The following is a 17,928-nucleotide window of genomic DNA, read 5'->3' on the forward strand; positions in this document are numbered from 1 at the left end:
TGCTGGTCTGTCCATGAAAAGTATAGTGTACGGGCGTGACGTTCAACCTCAAATGATATTGCCCGCTTGATTAACTATATTGCGCTGCTGTGCGGCTGGTCAAGTCGACAAGAAAAAAGAGGGGTATGCATCCGGAACAATTTGGTATAATCCAGCTTGGGCGGTTTTGCCGCAATGGTGTAGAATGATGCAGCTCAGGAGGCCGGTTATATGAAGGTGGCATGTGTAGAGACTTCGCGTACGAAAGATATCAAGCCATTTTATGTCATGGATGTGCTGGAGCGCGCCCACGCCATGGAGCGTGAGGGTAAGAGCATTATCCACCTGCAGGTCGGGGAGCCGGATTTTGACGTTCCCATGCCGGTGCGTGACGCCGTGTGCAGGGCTATGTATGACGGACGTACGCATTATACGCATTCCATGGGAACCATGGACCTCAGGGAAGCCATTGCCGAGGATTATCTCAAGCGCTACGGCGTGGAAATTTCTCCCGAACAGATCGTTGTAACCAACGGCACCTCTCCGGCCATGTCGCTACTTTTCGGTGCGTTGCTCGAGCAGGGCGACGAGATTATTCTTTCCGACCCGCATTACGCCTGTTACCCGAGCTTCATCACCTTCAACGGCGGCGTTCCCGTGAAGGTTCCGGTTTTTGAGGAGGACGGCTTCCAGTACCGTGCCGCCGCCATCCGCGAGAAGATGACGGGCCGCACCAAGGCCATCTTCATCAACTCGCCCTCCAACCCCACCGGCAACCTGCTTTCGCCGGAGCGCATGCGCAAGATTGCGGACATGGACGTGCCCATCATCTCTGACGAGATTTATCACGGGCTCGTGTATGAGGGCGAGGAGCACTCTATTCTCGAATACACGGACAACGCTTTCGTCTTCAATGGCTTTTCAAAGCTGTATGCCATGACCGGGCTGCGTCTGGGCTACCTCATTGCTCCCAAGCAGTGCATGCGCACACTCAACAAGCTGTGCCAGAACTTCTTCATCTCTCCCAACGCCGTTTCGCAGTGCGCCGGTATTGCGGCTTTGCGCGAATGCGATGCGGAAGTGGCGAAGATGAAGCTGATATACAACGAACGACGCAAGTTCATGATTCGTCGGCTCAAGGAAATAGGCTTCGGCATCACCGTGGAGCCCACCGGTGCGTTTTACGTGCTGGGCAATGCGCGCCATTGGTCCGGAGATTCCTACAAGTTCGCTTTCGAGATTCTGGAGAATGCCCACGTGGGCGTTACGCCGGGCATCGACTTCGGTCAGGGCGCGGAGGGCTACATCCGTTTCTCCTACGCCAACTCGCTGGAGAACATCAACGAGGGCATGAACCGTCTGGAACGCTTCATCAAGGAGCGTTTCGGCTCCCGCTAGCATCAGTCGGACAAGAAATCCCATGGACGAATACGCCCGTATTGCCCCGTACTACGACCTGCTGCTCAATCCTTTTCTGGATTCGGTGAGGCAGCGTGTGGTGGAACAATGCGGGCGTTTTGGCGCTGTCCGCGTGCTTGATGTGTGTTGCGGGACGGCACGGCAGGCGGGGTTTTGTTTTGCTTCGGCTATGAACTATGCCGGGGCGGATGTTTCGGACGCCATGCTGGGAGCAGCCCGCAGGGCGTACGCAGATTCGGCTGTCCTGCCGTCTCTGGTCCGTGCCGACTGCACGCAGCTGCCCTTTGCCGACGGTTGCTTTGACGTAGCCGTTATTGCCTTTGCCCTGCACGAAAAGCCGTTAACCATGGCTGAGGGCATTGTGCGCGAGGCTCAGCGTGTGGCCCGCCACTGCATGCTGGTGGATTACACCTTGGCTGAACGTAATCTGGAATTGCCCTTTCAGTGGCTCATGCAGGTGCCGGAGCGGATGGCGGGCGGGGAGCACTGGCGATGCTACAGGGATTTCATGCGTGCAGGAGCCCTGCAGGGGATGGTGCACAGGTTGGGGCTGCCTGTTATTGAGCGTACGCGGTTGTTCGGCGGCGGTGCCGCCATCTATGTGTGTGGTCCGGTCTGATAACGGACAGCGTTTCTTCAGGCTGTCCGCGGCAGATAGGTGCCCTGCAACGCTTTGTATAATTCCAGACAATTGCCTGCAACGAAGTCGGGGTGGGCTGCCACCAGCACCTCGCGTGAGGCGTTTCCGCTGGCTACGCCAGCCGTGAGTGTGCCGCCCGCCTTGCCTGTTTCAATGTCCATGGGGTGATCGCCCACCATCAGGCTGTGCTGCGGCTGGGTGCCCGTGTGAGAAAGGGCGCGCAGCAGATGGTCCGGGTCGGGTTTGACTCTGGGCACATCCTCCCGCGCCAGCAGGCAGGCGCAATAATCAAGCATATCCGGAAAGACCGTGAGTACCGCCTTGCGGCAGTTGCGGGTTATGACGCCCACGGAAATATTCTGCGCCTTCAGATCGGCGAGCAGGGGGCGCGTCCATGGAAACAGGCTGCCCCGCGAGGCGGCTTCCACCTCCACATCTTCAATGGCAGCATGGGCTGCCGTTATGATGGCCTGAGCGGTTGTCGTGCAATGTGCCGCAATGCAGGTGCCGGCGAGTTCCAGCCATTCCAGCACGGGGCGTCCGTCGTCTTCCGGCAGGGCGGGCATGGCCTCCGGTGTTCCGTTCCAAACCTTGCGTAGTGCCTTGTGGGCTGCGGTCAAGGCGTTGCGGCGCATGACGCCGAAGTCCAGCGTGAGATGGGCCAGAGTACCGTCAAAATCGAAAATCATGGCTTGCACGTGAGTGGGCATTGTCGTATCCGGTTTGTAACAATCACGATTCATGGTTCAAGAACCATACACAGCCGCCCGTTAGCACAAGGAGGGGGTCCCATGCGGTCTGAGTATGATGTCGTCGTTGTCGGGGGCGGTCCCGCCGGGGCAACTGCCGCGCTTGCCGTGGCCCGTTGCGGGTTTTCCGTGCTGGTGGTCGAGGCGCTCGACGTGCCGCGCGAAAAGCTCTGCGGTGGCTTGTTGTCGCGCAAGACGGTGCGTATCGTCAACCGCCTCCATGGGACCACGGATGAAGATCTTGTCAGGCTCGGTATCATCAATTTTTCTTCGCATGGCTACCGGATTGTCTTTGATAATGCCCCGTTGTGCGACGATGTCTACAACTACCCCTTTCATTTTGTGGAACGTGCCGTGCTGGATGCATGGCTGCTTGAGCAGGCCTGCGCCGCCGGAGCGGAATTGTGTTCGGGCGTGCCCGTCAGCGACGTGAATCTGGCTGCTGGCCTTGTGAGGCTGCGTGATGGCCGTATCATCCGTGCCCGCCGCATCATCGGGGCCGATGGGGCCAACAGTGTGGTACGGCGTGCATTTCCCGTAGACAAAAGGGCATGGGCCCGTTCCCTCGCCTCCACGGTCGAGGTGCGCATTCCGCGAGACCGCTACCCAAGGCCGGTGGACGTGCCCGAAGTGCACATAGGTCCTATTGCCGAAGGGTACGGATGGGTATTTCCCAACCGCGAAACCGTCGTGGTGGGGTTGGGGGGACGTATGCCAAAGGGCGGCAACATTGCGGCCCTGTTCCGTGTGTTTTGCCGTGAGTTGGGGATACGGGACATGGACTCCATGACGCTCCGTGGACATCCCTTGCCTTTCGGCAACTATCTGCCGCGTCTTGTGCAGGGCAAAGGTCTGCTTGCGGGAGATGCGGGGGGGCTTGTGGAGCCGGTGTTCGGCGAGGGCATCTATTTTGCCATCCGTTCCGGTGAAGCGGCGGCCGAGGCAGTCTGCCATGCATTCAGGTCAGGCCAATCCGTCGAGTCGGAGTATATGCGCAGCATAAGGGATGACGTGTACGGCGAAATTCGCGGTTCGCGCTGTATGCAGCGTTTTCTCTACTTTTTTGACCGCAACGGTCTTAATCCGCTGGTCAAGTGGGGCGTGCACTACGGCAGGGATATCCTGCTGGACGTCATTCACGGCAGACGCTCGTTCCGTTTCTTCCGGAAAGTGGTGGAAGAACAGTCGCGCTAGATCTGCTCCTGATGCCTGTCATGCAGAAGGGGAAGCGCCCCTCTTCACCATTCGGGGCGCTGTATTCCTGTCGATAATGCCTGTGACAGCAGCTTACTGCCTGGGAATGATCTCTGCGTTGGGGAAGAAACCCACCCACGCAAACCACATGCAATCCATGCTTGCCACGGGGGGCAGCACGGCCCCGCGCAATACGCCGAAGAGGGCTTCTCCGTCATAGGACCACTCCGAGTGAGTCGCCTTGTCCAGCAGCTTGTCGTTTTGGATGAAGAAATCGACGGTCCGTTCCGCGGCAATGCGTTCGTAGACCCTGACGGTTGCCAGCTTTCTGTCCCACACGGCCACCATGGGGGTCACACCCAGCGAAAAGTTCACGGCTCCTTCGCGGCGCACCACCGAGTGGGGCAGGGCGTAGTAGAGGCCGTCCTGTTCAAGGGCCGCAATGCGCTCCTTGGGGGGCAGGCGATTATCCCTGTTCAGTACGGGGTAGGTGATCTGCTGGGTATTGTAGTAGGAGTCCCTGCTGGAATATGAGCCGTATGGATCGCTGCCGTAGCGTCTGTTGAAGCCTGTGGCGCGTGAAAGCACCATGGCATCGGGGTAGGCTCGGGCGGCGCGTTCCCATGTGGTCCAGATGAGGGGGAAGCGGTCCAGTTTGGTGCCCAGCATGGGGCCCTCTATGGCGATGCCGAGCAGTTGCGGCCACAGGCTGCCGGTGGCTCTGTCGAACAGTACCGTGTTGGCATTCAGCAGGCTGCCGGAGACGCCGAAGCTGGTGTCGAAACGTCCGGCTCTGGCGTGGTAGCCGACAAGACCTCCGCTGAGCGGGCTGTAGGTGATGCTTACCCGTACGCCGTCAATTTCTTCGTTGACTACCTCATGGTATACCATGATGCGTTGCGGGTAGATGCGTATGGCACCCGGAAAGCGGGCCACGAAGACCTGGTCCTCGTCATCCATGCTGAGTGCGGCGTCCGCTACCGGCAGGTAGGCAGGTTTAGTGAGCGAGGGAATCTGGTCCGGTTTCACGCCCGTATCTACCAGTTGGTCGGCCATGCGGCGCAGGGCCGCAGGGTCGGGAGCTTCGGCATGGGAGGCGGCGGGGGACAACGATAGCATAAGCAGGCAGAGACAGGTGCATGCAGCCTTAAAGGAAACCCTCCGGCCCGAAAACAAGCGCGCCAAAGGTTTCACCTGGTGTAGCCGCAGTACCAACGTAGCTGTTTGCAAGCAGTGTATCATGTGGTATATAGCCTCCTTAAAGCAGGGTACTGCAACTGTGCATGCATGGCAACAGCATGACAGCAAAGGGGGGATTCCGGATGACAGGCTTGACCGTTTCCGGTACTGGTCCCATCCTTTGAAACGCCGGGTTGCATTTGTTCCGGCGGCAGACCCAGAACCATTACAGTGAGGTATGTGGCCGTGAGTACACCCATGAATGTACTTGTTTGCGGCGGGGCGGGGTACATAGGCTCCCACATGGTGAAGCTGCTGCAGTTGCAGGGGCATTCTCCCATTGTGTTCGACAATCTTTCCACGGGGCATGAAGAAGCCGTGCCTCCGGAACTGCTTGTTCTCGGCGATCTGCGCGACAAGTCTTCCCTGCGGCGTGTTCTTGCGGAACACTCCTTCGATGCGGTCATGCATTTTGCCGCCAAGAGCATCGTGCCCGAATCCGTGGCAGAGCCCGCGGCCTATTACGAGAATAACGTGGTGGGCACGTTGAACCTGCTTGAGGCCATGCGGGAAGAGGGCATACAGCGCTTTGTGTTTTCCTCAACGGCTGCAGTGTACGGCAATCCCGTTGCCGGAACCGGCAGCTCCCTGATTGATGAACAGCACTCCCTTGCCCCTCTCAATCCTTATGGACGCAGCAAGCTGCAGGTGGAGCAGGCGTTGCAGGATTATGCGCAGGCCTACGGTTTCCGCTCGGTCACCTTCCGCTATTTCAATGCCGCCGGTGCTGATCCTTCCGGCGATTTGGGCGAATCCCACGATCCCGAAACGCATCTCATTCCCAACACGCTCAAGGCCATTCTGGGCACGGGGCCGCAGCTCAAGGTTTTCGGCGACGACTACGAAACGCCGGATGGCACCTGCGTTCGGGATTATATCCATGTGAACGACCTTGCGGACGCGCATTTGCGGGCTCTCATCCATATGCGAGAGAATGAGGGTGCTCATGTGTTCAACCTTGGCAACGGGCTCGGTTTCTCCGTGAAGGAGGTGCTGAACGCCGCCGCAGAAGTAACCGGCAGGGAGGTGCCTCACGAAATGGCTCCCCGTCGTGCCGGAGACGCTGCCGTGCTGGTTGCGGACAGTGCCAAGGCGCGCGAGGTGCTGGGCTGGGCTCCCGAGTTTACGGATGTGCGTCAGATTATCGAAACCGCATGGCGCTGGCATAACGATCAGCGTTTTTAGCGGATTTCAGATTCGTTGGTATGAAGGCAGCCGCTTGGCTGCCTTTTTTTATGAGGTTTGTTGGCAACACGCCGACAGCGTGTTTTTTCCTGTTTCCTTCTGAAGAACGGCGTGTTTTTTGTTGTACGGGCTTAAGAATTTTCAGGCAGAACCGATATGCTTGGACAGAAGGATCCAGCCGGAAACAGCAAAGGTCAGCATGGATGCAGGCCGTCCGGTTCAGGGAGGACAGGGATGTCTCTTATATCATTACGAAATATTTCGGCACTGCTGCTTGCAGTGGCCGTAGCATTGCCTGCCGTGGCGGACGATGGTGGCAACAACGCGGGGACCTTGTCTCCTGTTGGTGCCTATTCCGCGCAGGGGCCGGTCATGAATGCCATGGAGTACACGGGCGTTGCCGAGGAATTCGATCCCGGCACGGCCATGCGTGTGGACCCCAAACAGGAGTCCATGGTGCTTGATGGGGCAACCGTTCCCATGCATGTCATGCGGAAGCTGGACAGCGGCGTCATGCTGCCGGACGGCAGAGGCGGCATGATCTGGAAAGAGGGCGTGCGTCCTGATCCGAATCTTGAGCACGTTGCGGCCCGTGAGATGAAACTGAAAGTGCGCGAATTGGCAGACCAGCTTCTTGCCGGTCTCGACCGTCGTGCCTTGCGGGGTGTGACCGCCATGCCCATTTCGCTCGTGAATCAGGATGACTTTGAGGAAAGTTCGTCATTCGGACGCTATATCGCTGAGGCCTTGTTCTACGAGTTCAACCAGCGTGGATTTCCCGTGCGTGAATATCGCGCTGAAAGCCAGTTGAGCCTGCGTCACGGACAGGGCGAGTTTCTCCTTTCCCGTCAGCAGCAGCGCATCTATGCCGATAGTCCTACTGCCATGTTCGTGGCGGGTACCTACTACCATGACAAGCAGAACGTGTTTGTAAACGTGCGCATGTTCCGAGCTGCGGACGGCATGGTGCTGCGGACGGCACAGCTCGTGTTCCCGCAGACCGGAGTTTCCAAACGCATGCTCGCCAACACCGGCAATCGTCTGGAAGAAACCTATGTCGGCATGCAGGACTATCAAACCATGACCCGCGCCACGGATCTGACCGCACTGGATCTGGGCGAGGATTTTCATTAGGGGGCGCGTATGAAAAGACTGACCGCTCTCCTGACGACGCTGACCGTCATGTTGATGCTGGAAGGGTGCGCCATGTTTGAAGCCCTGAAAGCCAGACCGGAGCAACCTGCCCCCCGGCCGTCTGAGGTGGTTGTGGCCCCCTATAACGGCAATGCCCTGCATAATTTCTATATGGGACGGCAATATGTGGCCGAAGGGCGTTACGAGCTGGCGCGTGAGCACTATCTGCTGGCGCTGGCCTCTGCCCGTGAGGAAACCATGCGCGATGCGCTGGTGGCAGAACTGCAGTCCGTTGACAGGCTGATCAAAACCCTGCGCTAGGCGCAGTTGACGTACCTCCCCGTACGTACGAGAGGAAACCAGCCATGTTGCATATCATACTCCGCACCGTCACCATGCTTGTGTGCCTGTTGCTGCCGGTGGCAGCCTCGGCGGACATGTTCGACTTCATGAAGAAAGAGGAAAAGCCGGTCGTCTCGTATGTGACCTTGCCTTCCGCCGCCTTCAAGATGGGCGAAATGCTGGATGCCCAGCTGGTGGAACGCCTCAACCTTCTTGAAGGGCCGGCCAAAGGGTATACCCTTATCGTGACGACTCCTGTCGATCTTAATGATCTGGAAGCGTCTTCACCTCTGGCCCGCCAGATGGGAGAGGAACTTGCCTTGTGGTTCGTGCAGTCCGGATACAAGGTGCAGGAAATCCGCAAGGGCCGGACCGTTCTCTTTGAACCTAACGAGGGAGAAATGCTTCTCACTCGTCGCCAGACTCTGCTGGGGAACGAGAACATCCGCAGTTCCCTTATCATGGTGACCACCTATACGCAGTCGCGCAAGAGCATCCGTTTCAATACCCGTCTGCTCCACGCGGCCACCAACGAGGTGCTTGCCATGTCCAGCCAGACCATTCCGCTCAACTCCGAGATGCGCACCCTCGCGGTGAGCACCAACGGCAAGTCGGGCGCACAACTTACGGGCATAATGCCTTCGGTGGGCACAAGGCTCCCGTAGCCTCCCTGATGACACACACTGACCGACGCCCCGCTTACCCGAAGCGGGGCGTCTTGCTTTGGTGCGGGATAAAGCGGGCCTCGGGATTGTCTTCAAACAGAAAAAAGCCCGCCGGAATATTTCCGGCGGGCTTTCGTTGTCATATGTGGAACAGGCCTACATGCCTTCCTTCTTCTTCTTGCCGAAGATGCGGTGACGTTCCATGGCGGAAAGTACTGCCTTGCGCAGACGGATGGACTGGGGCGTTACTTCCACCACTTCGTCTTCGCGAACGAAGTGGATGGCGCGTTCCAGCGTCATGGGGCGTACAGGGGTGAGGGTGACGGCTTCGTCCTTGCCGGAGGCGCGCATGTTGGTCAGCTTCTTGCCCTTGGCGGGGTTTACGTCGATGTCGTTGTCGCGGTTGTGTTCGCCTACGATCATGCCTTCGTAAATGGGCTGGCCGGGGGTGGTGAACAGTTCGCCGCGCGGTTCAAGGTTGAACAGCGCATAGGCAACGGCAACGCCTGCACGGTCAGCCACAAGGGAGCCGGTGAAGCGGGTGGGGAACTCGCCGCGGTGGGGCTCGTAGCCTGCGAACAGGGAGTTCATGATGCCGGTACCCTTGGTGTCCGTGAGGAATTCGTCACGGTAACCGATGAGGCCGCGCGAAGGCACGGAGAATTCCATGCGGATGCGTCCGGTGCCATGGTTGATGAGGTTGGTCATGCGGCCTTTGCGCACGGCCAGCTTTTCGGTCACGACTCCCATGAACGCTTCATCGCAGTCGATGAACAGCTGTTCGATGGGCTCGTGAATCTTGCCGTCGATTTCTCTGTAGATAACTTCGGGACGGCCCACGGTGAGTTCAAACCCTTCGCGGCGCATCTGTTCAACGATGATGGCCATCTGGAATTCGCCACGGCCTTTCACGATGAAGCTGTCACGCTCTTCGCTGTCTTCAACGCGGATGGCCACGTTACGCAGCATTTCCTTCTGCAGGCGCTCACGGATCTTGCTGGACTGTACCAGCTTGCCTTCCTGACCAACCAGCGGGGAGGTGTTGATGGAGAAGCGCATGGACACGGTGGGTTCGTCCACGTTGATGCGCTTGAGGGCTCGGGGGTTGTCGCGGGTACAGATGGTGTCGCCGATAACCACGTCCTCGATGCCGGAGATAACCACGATGTCGCCGGGCTGGGCTTCCTTGGTTTCACGCAGCTGCAGGCCGTCGTAGGTTTGCAGCTTGGAAACCTTGAGGGTCTTGGCCTTACCGTCTGCACCGATGCAGGCGAGGGCGTCGTTGTTGTGAGCAGTGCCATGGAAGACGCGGCCCACGGCAAGACGGCCGAGGTAGTCGGAGTAGGAAAGGTCGGCTACCAGCATCTGGAAAGGCTCTTCCGGGTTGTAGGAGGGGCCGGGAATCTGTTCGATGATGGTCTCGAAGAGCGGGGTGAGATTCTCGCGCGGGTCTTCCAGTTCGCGCATGGCCACACCTTCACGGCCGATGGCGTAAAGCACGGGGAATTCAAGCTGCGCGTCGTTGGCGTCCAGATCGATGAAGAGGTCGTAGATTTCGTTGAGCACTTCGTCGGCGCGGGCGTCCTTGCGGTCGATCTTGTTGACGACCACGATAACCTTGAGGCCGGCTTCCAGCGTCTTCTTCAGAACAAAGCGGGTCTGGGGCAGGGGGCCTTCAGAGGCGTCCACCAGCAGAATGGCGCCGTTGGCCATGGAGAGGGAGCGTTCCACCTCGCCGCCGAAGTCGGCGTGGCCGGGGGTGTCGATGATGTTGATCTTGCGATCGCCCCAGCGTACTGCGCAGTTCTTGGCTGCAATGGTGATCCCGCGCTCGCGTTCCAGATCCATGCTGTCCATGACGCGGTCGCTAACTTCCTGATTGTCGCGGAAAACGCCGCCCTGACGGAACATGGCGTCCACAAGGGTGGTCTTGCCGTGGTCAACGTGAGCGATAATGGCCACGTTACGCACGGAGTCGTTCGTAATGGTGTTCTTCAAGAAAATATCCTCGTAAAGAAAGCTGTCGCTTGTATGTATGCTGTTCCTGTTTCGGAACGGAGTCGGCGGGAGAAAAAACGGCAGATGCCGTTTTAGGACAGAATCTGTGTTGCAGCGGCATATACCCAATGCGGCGAAAGGGCAAGTATTGCTTTGATGGAAAGAAGGGGTGGTAGCAGTCAGGAACTATAGCGACAGTACGATGATCCTTTGTTCATCAGGATCATAGAAGATTTTGCTGTGCTCAATGGGAGTGTTGACCTTGAAAACCTGTCCGTAACTGTGGATGACCGTACCGGGATAAATGGTGCGGGTCACTTTGAGCTTGGACTGTATGGATTGTTTCATGGCCATTCGTTCCTGCTGGATGTTGCTTTCAATGTCCCGCAGTTCCTTTTCGGCACCGAGGCGCATCTTCAGCAACTGGGCAACGGTCTCGCGTTTCGGGGGCGGCGTATTGACCAGAATGGTGCGGGGATCTCCCGTTCCCAGCGTGGCGTAGACCTTTTGCAGCAGGGCGTTGAGTTCGCGCTTGCGCTCGGAGTAGTCCGTGGTTTCCTGTTCTATGCCCAGAAAAATGGTGGTGGCAACGCCAAGGTCCGAACCCACTTCGTTGGCGATGATGGAGCCGCCGCAGCGGACTGTGGAGCCGATGATCTTGCCCCGTCCTTTGGTGGCGATGACGTTCTGACCGGCAAAGACGATGCAGTTGCTCATTTCATGGGCAATGTTCACATCGCCCTGCGCCTCTATGGTGGCGCCTTTGGCGAACATGGCGGAAACACCGCCCTGGGCGATGATGCGGCCGCCCTTGTCCATGATGATTCCGCCCTTTACTTCCACGTCGCCGCCTGCCTCTATGACGGCACTTTCCACAGTGTCGTTGACGAGCACGTTGCGGGGGCATTTGACCTTGAAACCGGAAAGGATGGCACCTCTGACATGCACGGAGCCCTTTTCCAGCTCCAGATTGCCGGTGCCCATATTGACGTCGCCTCGGGTGGTGAAGACCTCGGTAACGGAAAGTGTGTTCTGGATAAAGAACACCATGCCCGCGATGAGCGATTTGAATTCGGAACCGCTTTCAGTCGCTTCCACGTTTTCGCCGAGGTTGATGCGGAAAACTGCGCCGTCGTGGGCGGGTATGACCCGGCCATAAACATCTTTGCCGGGCATGCCTCGCGAGGGTGCGTGCAGTTTGCCCACAGTGGCGTCTGCGCCAACAGAGCGGATGACGCCGCGAGCCCTGAAATCGATATTGCCTTCGTCGTCCTGTACGCCGACATCGGAACGTTCGTCTTTGATGTACAGTTCGAACCAGCCGTTTTTGCCGTTCACGGGCTCAAGGCCTCGTGCGATGGTGACGTTGGGCACCTCGGTACCGCTTGTCTTTGCCTGCTCCATGGCCTTGAGAAACCGTTTTCGGTCGAGCAGGGCAGAGATCTCCAACGCTTTCAGTGCGTCTTCCATCCGTGCTGCGGTGAGTTCCTTCCCCCTGAAGTCCGTGGGGTAGATGGTTGCCTGAACCAGCATGTCCCCTTTGGTCACGGTCAGCAGGGGCTTTACGTGCATGGTCAACTTGTCAAAGATGGCCAGTCCGTAAGTTTCGGAACGGATCTGCAGCGTGGTGGTATCAATGAAGCAGTGAGGTGACTCGGAGAAGGTAATGCTCTTGCCCTGTGGCTCGCCCGGCGCCTTGATGGGCTCGCCAGTGACGGACATGCCGTCCTTGGCTGGACGGGCCTTGATTATTTCGCAAAACGCTTCGCCGGGGAATATCGGACGGGAAAGATCGCCGAAGGGCTTTATGGAGGCATTTACAGCGGGCGTGGGCGGAGTGCCGCGGACAATGACCATGCCGCGCACGTCCTTGCCGCTTTCCATTGCTACGGCCAGCGCCTGAACTGCTTCCGAGTCTGGTTTTTCCGTCACTTTCGCAGCTTCAAGGGCCCGATCAAGGCTTGCCTTGGAAAAAAGAGGAGCCGCATTGCCTGCGTGTGCAACGTCGGAAACAACGGCAGTCAGGCCGTCGTCGGAAACGGTGATGGTTATGGCTAGTTTTGGGTCGCTCACTCTGTTGCCGCATCATGCCAGTTTAGAATATGCGCATAAACAGTCTGTCTTGCGTTGGCCCTTGCCGGACACAAGATAGCGAGAGTGTGCAGTCAGACTGTGGTCTCATCTCTTTCCCCGGCTTGACCGTAGGCTAATATGGGAAAGAGGGCAATATCTTGAGACCAATTAGTTAATTGTATACCAAGGATGAAGTGTTTTGAGGGTATTATTTTTTACGGGCAGAACCGGCTGTTGCAGAGATGTTGATTGATTATTCAGAAGGGGAGGCTGTATGCCATACATTCCAGGGGAACGCCGTGCAGTGTTTGATGCTGCACTGGAGGCCTGTGCTGCGGAAATCGCGAATGAAGGGGAGCTCAATTACTGCATCTACAAGCTTTCCACTTTGCTTATTGACCGTATAGGTCCGAGTTATACCAAGCTTTCCATGTGCTCCAGCGCCATGGAACATGCCAAGATGGAGTGGTACCGGAAGAAGCTGGCTCCGTATGAAGACGAGAAGATTGTCGAACATGGCGATATTTAAAAGGAAGGAAGCAATGACAAAGGAACAGGAAAAAGGCGGCGCGCTTTGCAAGGTGTTCAATCTGCCGATGATCGTGTCGCTTCTGGCGCTGATCGTTTCCGTGGTGTTCGCATTCGGTCTTACGCAGAATGTATCCGGTTTGCGGCAGGAAGTGGAACGCGTGGCCGAGCAGGGCGAAGTGCGTGCGGAATTGAATGCAGTGAAGACCGACGTGGCTGCACTGCAAAAGCGTCTGGATGGTATTGCCGACTTTGACAAAGAGGCGCGCAAGGCGGTTCTTACCGCAACCATGCTGGACCTGACACAACGCCTTGGCGTGCTTGCGGGGACGGTGGATAACGATGTTTATGCCCGCAAGTTGGGCGAAGCCATGAAGCTCATGCAGGAGATTCAGGCGGATCTGGATAAGTAATGAAACCGCCCGATACGGCAGCGTATCGGGCGGTTCTTTTTGCAAGGCTCAAGCAGAAGCCGGATCAGGCCAGTCTGGTGACCACGCTTTCGATAAGACGGGCAAGGTTGCCGCCGGACTTGTTGGCCATGGCGATGACTACTTCGATGGGGGCGTCTTCCATGCAGTCGGGCAGGTTCTTGTTGGTCAGGCAGGAAAAGCCCAGCACCTTCAGTGACATGTGCCGTGCGGCGATGACTTCCATGACGGTGGACATGCCTACGGCATCGGCGCCAAGGCGCTTGAACATGCGGGTTTCCGCAGGGGTTTCCATCTGGGGGCCCTGCACGCCCACATACACTCCGCGTTCCAGGCGAATGCCCAGTTCGTCCGCCTGCTGCATGGCCAGCCGTACCAGTGCGGGGTCGTAGGCTCTGCTCATGTCGGGGAAACGCGGTCCCCAGGCATCGTGGTTTTCTCCCGCAAGCGGGGTTCTGCCTGTAAAATTGATATGGTCCGTAATGACCATGAGGTCGCCTGCGTCCCATTGAGGATTCAGGCAACCGGCTGCGTTGGTGACAATGAAGGTCTCAATGCCGAGTGCCGCCATGCAGCGCACGCCCATGCAGACATCGTCAGGGCCGTATCCTTCATACAAATGGTTTCGCCCCTGCTGCATGACAACCTGCACCCCGCCCAGCGTGCCGAACAGAAAACGGCCTGCGTGGGACTGTACGGTGGAGCGAGGGAAGTCGGGAATATCATCGTAGGGTACGGAAGCCTGAACCTGCATTGCTTCTGCCAGTCCCCCAAGTCCGGTTCCGAGGACGATCCCGACGCGGGGAGCGGGAAGCCCGCTCAGGCGGGCCTGTAAGGCGCTGACAGCATTCTGGACTTTTTTTGGTTTTTGCATAAGATTCCTGAATATATTATAGTTGGTCATTGCCTGCGGGGGGCATGGCAGCGGAAAAGGACTCCTGCTGTCGTGATCGACTTTGCACAGTCCGCATACCATGGGTGTATAGGCCGAACATATGGATATTGCAACGCTACTTGGGATCATACTCGGTTTTGCTCTTGTTATCGGCGCTATTTTCATGGGTGGTTCCATCGGCGACTTCATCGATGTTCCCAGTATGATGATCGTGCTTGGGGGCACTGGTGCCGCCATAAGCGTTACCTTTCCTTTCGAGGAAGTGGTTCACGCTTTTGCAGGGGGCATTCAGGTGTTCGCCGCGCGGCGCGTCAAGCCGCAGGAAGTGGTAAACACCATGGTGCGCATTGCGGAAATCAGCCGCCGCGAAGGGCTTGTGGCCCTTGAGAATATCCAGACTGAAAATGCTCTGCTCAAAAAGGCTTGCCAGCTTATCGCAGACAACGCGGACCCGGCCCTTATACGCGACACCGTGATGATCGAGATTGCTACAATGAAGCGGCGTCATGCTGTGTCCATTGCCGTGTTCAACCGGCTGGGGGCTGTGGCTCCAGCCTTCGGCATGATCGGTACCCTGATAGGTCTTGTGCAGATGTTGGCGCGGCTGGACGACCCCAGTGCTATCGGGCCTGCCATGGCTGTTGCTCTTATCACCACCTTTTACGGGGCTCTTATCGCCAACCTGCTTTTCCTGCCCATTGCAGGCAAGTTGAAGGCGCGTACCCTTCAGGAAGAAGTGCATCTCTTCATTATTTTCGAAGGCGCCAAGTCGATTCTTGAGAATAACAACCCGCGGCTGGTGTACGAAAAGCTGAGTTCGTTCCTGCCGCCTCAGGAGCGCAAGAGTGCAAGATGACATTCACCATACAGGTGTGGAGCTGGAGGAAGAGGGCACGGCGGAATGGCTGGTCACCTTTGCCGATCTGACCACCTTGCTGCTGGTATTCTTTGTTCTCCTGTTTTCCATGTCGGTTATTGACGAGAAGCGGTTCACCGACTCCTTTCTCACGGTCCGTGAAGTGTTCGGCGGTAAAGATAAAGACTTGCTTACAACCACGGTTCGGAAGGATGATGCTGCCATTCTTGATTCTGTAAGGTTGCAGAAGCAGCTTATTGAATCCCAGCGTAAGGTCTTTTCCGATGTCCGTACCTTCATGAACCAGAAGGGAGTGGAAGGAAAGATTGGTGCAGTGTTCGACGAAGGCGTCATTACTCTGCGGGTACCTTCCGGCGTGCTGTTTGGAAAGGGAGAGGTGGAAATCTCTCCGGAAGGGCAGGAGACCCTTGGTGCGCTCCGAGACTTTTTTTTAAAAAATAAGACTCAGACTATCAATATTAAGGGTTACACTGACGACACGCAGCCTTTGCCAGGCAGTCGTTTCAAGGACAATTGGGAGATTTCGGCCCTTCGTGCGGTGAACGCGTTACGCTTTTTCGTGCGCTCGGGTATCGAATCAAACAGGTTGACAGCAACCGGACTTGGTGATTTAGACCCCCTGTTACCTAATACAAGTGAAGAGAACCGAGCCAAGAACAGACGAGTTGAGTTTGTGCTTGAGCGCCGGGTAGGCAAGTAGGCAGGCAGTGCGGCGTGACTAATTTTGAATTTTCTCTCGGCGGCGGTGGCGAATCAGCTCGCCGCGCCTTTCGTGCTCAGGTCCCGGGCCTTGAAGGATGGTTTGCGGATAGGCAAAAAGGATATCCCATCAAGGATATCAGTGCCACCGGCTTCGCGATCCTTGACGAGACCCGCTCTTTTAAGCAGGGCGAATCCCTGCAGATGGATCTGTTTATCAAGCAACGACTGTATGTAGGTGAAATCCCGTGCCAGGTTGTCCGTGCTCTTGAGAACGGTATTGTGGGATTCGACTTTCTGCCGCTTGACCGCAGGCAGGAAGCCCGAATCGACAAGCTGGTGCTGGAAGTCCAGAAGCGAAGCATTGCCAACAAACAAGCTGGATCTGAAGTAGACTGATTGAAACCATATCGAGGGAACTAGGTGCATACAAAAGACCATAAGGTGCTGGTGGCAAACAGAGGGGAAATTGCCATCCGCATCGTTCAGGCCTGCATTAAGCTGGGTTTGGATTTCGTTTGTGTTTACACGGCGGAGGACGCCGCTTCCGGCCACGTGCGCATTGCGCGTGAAAAGGGAGGCGAGAAGAGCCTTTACCGCATTTCATCCTATCAGGACGCCAATGAGTTGCTCGCTGTGGCGGATGACTCCGGCGCAACTGCCATTCACCCCGGTTACGGCTTCTTTGCCGAAGACTATCGCTTCGCACGCCGCGTTGCGCAGCGGGAAAACAAACTTATCTTCATCGGCCCTTCCTGGCGCGTCATCCGTGAACTTGGCGACAAGATCAACACCAAGCGCCTTGCGCGCAGTCTTGGTGTGCCCACTGTGCCCGGTTCCGACAAGCCCATCTATGATGAAATGGAAGCGGAAAGAGTGGCCCGCCAGCTCTTCGAATTCCAGGAAGAGCAGGGCATCGAACGGCCGCTCGTTCTGGTCAAGGCCTCGGCCGGTGGCGGCGGTATGGGTATTGAAGAGGTGCATGACATCGACCTCTTCAAGTCCGTCTATCGTCGTATCCGCAACTACGCGCTCCGCCAGTTCAAGGACGACGGTGTGCTCATCGAGCAGCGCGTGCTGGACTTCAACCACCTTGAAGTGCAGGTCGTTTCCGACCGTTCCGGCAAGAATCCGGTGCACTTCGGCACCCGTAACTGCTCCATCCAGTCCACCGGTCTCCAGAAGCGTCTGGAAATCGCTCCCGGATTCGATCCCAGTTCTCTGAACTACTCCTTCGACGCCCAGAAGGTGCTGGACGACATTACCGAGCACTCTCTGGCCATGGCCCGCAAGGTCGGCTACGACAACGTGGGCACGTGGGAATGGATCGTTACCCGCGACGGCCGTCCCTTCCTCATGGAAGTGAACACCCGAATCCAGGTGGAAAACGGTGTTTCCGCCATGATCTCCCGCATCCGCGGTGAGAAGGGTGTGGACCTTATCAAGGAACAGATCCGTATCGGTCTTGGTGAGCCGCTCGGCTTCACGCAGGACGACATCACCTTCGAAGGGGTGGGCATTGAGTACCGCCTGATTGCCGAAGATCCCGATAACAAGTTCACCCCTTGGGTGGGCCGTATCGAGCAGTTCGGCTGGCAGCAGGAAGACTGGTTCAGCATGCACACGCACGTCCCCACGGACACGCCATACGATATCCCCACGGAGTTCGACCCCAACCTTGCGTTGGCCATCATCTGGGGCAAAGACCTTGCGCACGTAAAGGAGCGCGGTCTTGAGTTCCTGGACAAGCTCAAGCTTGAAGGCGGCAACAAGGCTGGTGAGGCATTGAAGTCCAACGTGAATTTCTTGCGGGTAAAAACACCCATTATCCTGAAATTCTAGGGCTTGATCCGGTCGGGCAGGGCGATTGTGCGCCCCTCC

Annotated in this window: 18 protein-coding genes; 13 read left to right on the plus strand and 5 right to left on the minus strand. The window is 57.3% G+C overall.

Annotated features, from left to right (window positions below):
- The first annotated feature begins 210 nt into the window (after nt 1-210).
- Together N1030_RS02395 and N1030_RS02400 are read left to right on the plus strand one after the other, a co-directional pair.
- On the plus strand, nt 211-1,377 hold the full coding sequence (locus N1030_RS02395; protein WP_265827432.1) for a pyridoxal phosphate-dependent aminotransferase: 1,167 nt from the start codon (nt 211-213) through the stop codon (nt 1,375-1,377).
- Nucleotides 1,378-1,399: 22 nt separating this feature from the next.
- A complete protein-coding gene (locus N1030_RS02400) occupies nt 1,400-2,017 on the plus strand; it encodes a class I SAM-dependent methyltransferase (RefSeq protein WP_265827433.1) in 618 nt (205 codons plus the stop codon).
- 17 nt (nt 2,018-2,034) lie between these two features.
- On the opposite strand, the gene N1030_RS02405 is transcribed toward N1030_RS02400, so the two are convergent.
- A complete protein-coding gene (locus N1030_RS02405) occupies nt 2,035-2,748 on the minus strand; it encodes an HAD family hydrolase (RefSeq protein WP_265827435.1) in 714 nt (237 codons plus the stop codon).
- Between the two features lie 81 nt (nt 2,749-2,829).
- Here N1030_RS02405 and N1030_RS02410 point away from each other — a divergent pair, with 81 nt between their 5' ends.
- On the plus strand, nt 2,830-3,981 hold the full coding sequence (locus N1030_RS02410) for an NAD(P)/FAD-dependent oxidoreductase (protein WP_265827436.1): 1,152 nt from the start codon (nt 2,830-2,832) through the stop codon (nt 3,979-3,981).
- Nucleotides 3,982-4,074: 93 nt separating this feature from the next.
- Here the strand turns inward: N1030_RS02410 and N1030_RS02415 are convergent, their stop codons facing one another.
- Nucleotides 4,075-5,100 (minus strand): DUF3179 domain-containing protein, encoded by a 1,026-nt coding sequence (locus tag N1030_RS02415; protein ID WP_265827437.1) that lies wholly within the window; start codon nt 5,098-5,100, stop codon nt 4,075-4,077.
- 318 nt (nt 5,101-5,418) lie between these two features.
- Here N1030_RS02415 and galE point away from each other — a divergent pair, with 318 nt between their 5' ends.
- The 4 genes from galE (at nt 5,419) to N1030_RS02435 (ending at nt 8,546) form a co-directional block, all read left to right on the plus strand.
- Nucleotides 5,419-6,405 carry a UDP-glucose 4-epimerase GalE gene (galE, locus tag N1030_RS02420; RefSeq protein WP_265827438.1) on the plus strand — a complete coding sequence of 329 codons (987 nt, stop codon included), beginning with the start codon at nt 5,419-5,421 and terminating at the stop codon, nt 6,403-6,405.
- A 234-nt stretch (nt 6,406-6,639) separates the two neighbouring features.
- Nucleotides 6,640-7,539, plus strand: coding sequence for a FlgO family outer membrane protein (locus tag N1030_RS02425; protein ID WP_265827439.1), 900 nt, complete (start codon nt 6,640-6,642; stop codon nt 7,537-7,539).
- A 9-nt stretch (nt 7,540-7,548) separates the two neighbouring features.
- A complete protein-coding gene (locus N1030_RS02430) occupies nt 7,549-7,860 on the plus strand; it encodes a hypothetical protein (RefSeq protein ID WP_265827440.1) in 312 nt (103 codons plus the stop codon).
- 44 nt (nt 7,861-7,904) lie between these two features.
- A complete protein-coding gene (locus N1030_RS02435; protein WP_265827441.1) occupies nt 7,905-8,546 on the plus strand; it encodes a FlgO family outer membrane protein in 642 nt (213 codons plus the stop codon).
- A 156-nt stretch (nt 8,547-8,702) separates the two neighbouring features.
- Here the strand turns inward: N1030_RS02435 and typA are convergent, their stop codons facing one another.
- Nucleotides 8,703-10,544: a translational GTPase TypA gene (gene typA, locus N1030_RS02440; protein WP_265827442.1), complete on the minus strand. Its 1,842-nt coding sequence runs from the start codon at nt 10,542-10,544 to the stop codon at nt 8,703-8,705.
- 186 nt (nt 10,545-10,730) lie between these two features.
- Nucleotides 10,731-12,617: a FapA family protein gene (locus tag N1030_RS02445; RefSeq protein WP_265827443.1), complete on the minus strand. Its 1,887-nt coding sequence runs from the start codon at nt 12,615-12,617 to the stop codon at nt 10,731-10,733.
- Nucleotides 12,618-12,891: 274 nt separating this feature from the next.
- Here N1030_RS02445 and N1030_RS02450 point away from each other — a divergent pair, with 274 nt between their 5' ends.
- Nucleotides 12,892-13,146: a DUF6899 family protein gene (locus N1030_RS02450; protein WP_265827444.1), complete on the plus strand. Its 255-nt coding sequence runs from the start codon at nt 12,892-12,894 to the stop codon at nt 13,144-13,146.
- Nucleotides 13,147-13,159: 13 nt separating this feature from the next.
- Nucleotides 13,160-13,558, plus strand: a complete 399-nt coding sequence (locus N1030_RS02455; RefSeq protein ID WP_265827445.1) for a hypothetical protein — start codon at nt 13,160-13,162, stop codon at nt 13,556-13,558.
- A gap of 64 nt (nt 13,559-13,622) precedes the next feature.
- Here N1030_RS02455 and N1030_RS02460 read toward each other — a convergent pair whose 3' ends face one another.
- Nucleotides 13,623-14,450 carry a purine-nucleoside phosphorylase gene (locus N1030_RS02460; RefSeq protein WP_265827446.1) on the minus strand — a complete coding sequence of 276 codons (828 nt, stop codon included), beginning with the start codon at nt 14,448-14,450 and terminating at the stop codon, nt 13,623-13,625.
- Nucleotides 14,451-14,571: 121 nt separating this feature from the next.
- Here N1030_RS02460 and N1030_RS02465 point away from each other — a divergent pair, with 121 nt between their 5' ends.
- From N1030_RS02465 to N1030_RS02480, 4 genes are read left to right on the plus strand one after another with little or no spacing between them, the layout of a single operon-like run.
- Nucleotides 14,572-15,327 (plus strand): motility protein A, encoded by a 756-nt coding sequence (locus N1030_RS02465; protein ID WP_265827448.1) that lies wholly within the window; start codon nt 14,572-14,574, stop codon nt 15,325-15,327.
- A complete protein-coding gene (locus tag N1030_RS02470) occupies nt 15,317-16,048 on the plus strand; it encodes an OmpA/MotB family protein (protein ID WP_265827449.1) in 732 nt (243 codons plus the stop codon). Before N1030_RS02465 ends, N1030_RS02470 begins: the two co-directional genes overlap by 11 nt.
- Before the next feature lie 14 nt (nt 16,049-16,062).
- Nucleotides 16,063-16,446, plus strand: a complete 384-nt coding sequence (locus tag N1030_RS02475) for a PilZ domain-containing protein (RefSeq protein ID WP_265827450.1) — start codon at nt 16,063-16,065, stop codon at nt 16,444-16,446.
- A 24-nt stretch (nt 16,447-16,470) separates the two neighbouring features.
- Nucleotides 16,471-17,889 carry a biotin carboxylase N-terminal domain-containing protein gene (locus N1030_RS02480; protein WP_265827451.1) on the plus strand — a complete coding sequence of 473 codons (1,419 nt, stop codon included), beginning with the start codon at nt 16,471-16,473 and terminating at the stop codon, nt 17,887-17,889.
- Nucleotides 17,890-17,928 lie beyond the last annotated feature (39 nt).

Origin of the sequence: Desulfovibrio mangrovi (assembly GCF_026230175.1) — a bacterium.
Classification (GTDB): Bacteria; Desulfobacterota; Desulfovibrionia; order Desulfovibrionales; family Desulfovibrionaceae; genus Halodesulfovibrio; species Halodesulfovibrio mangrovi.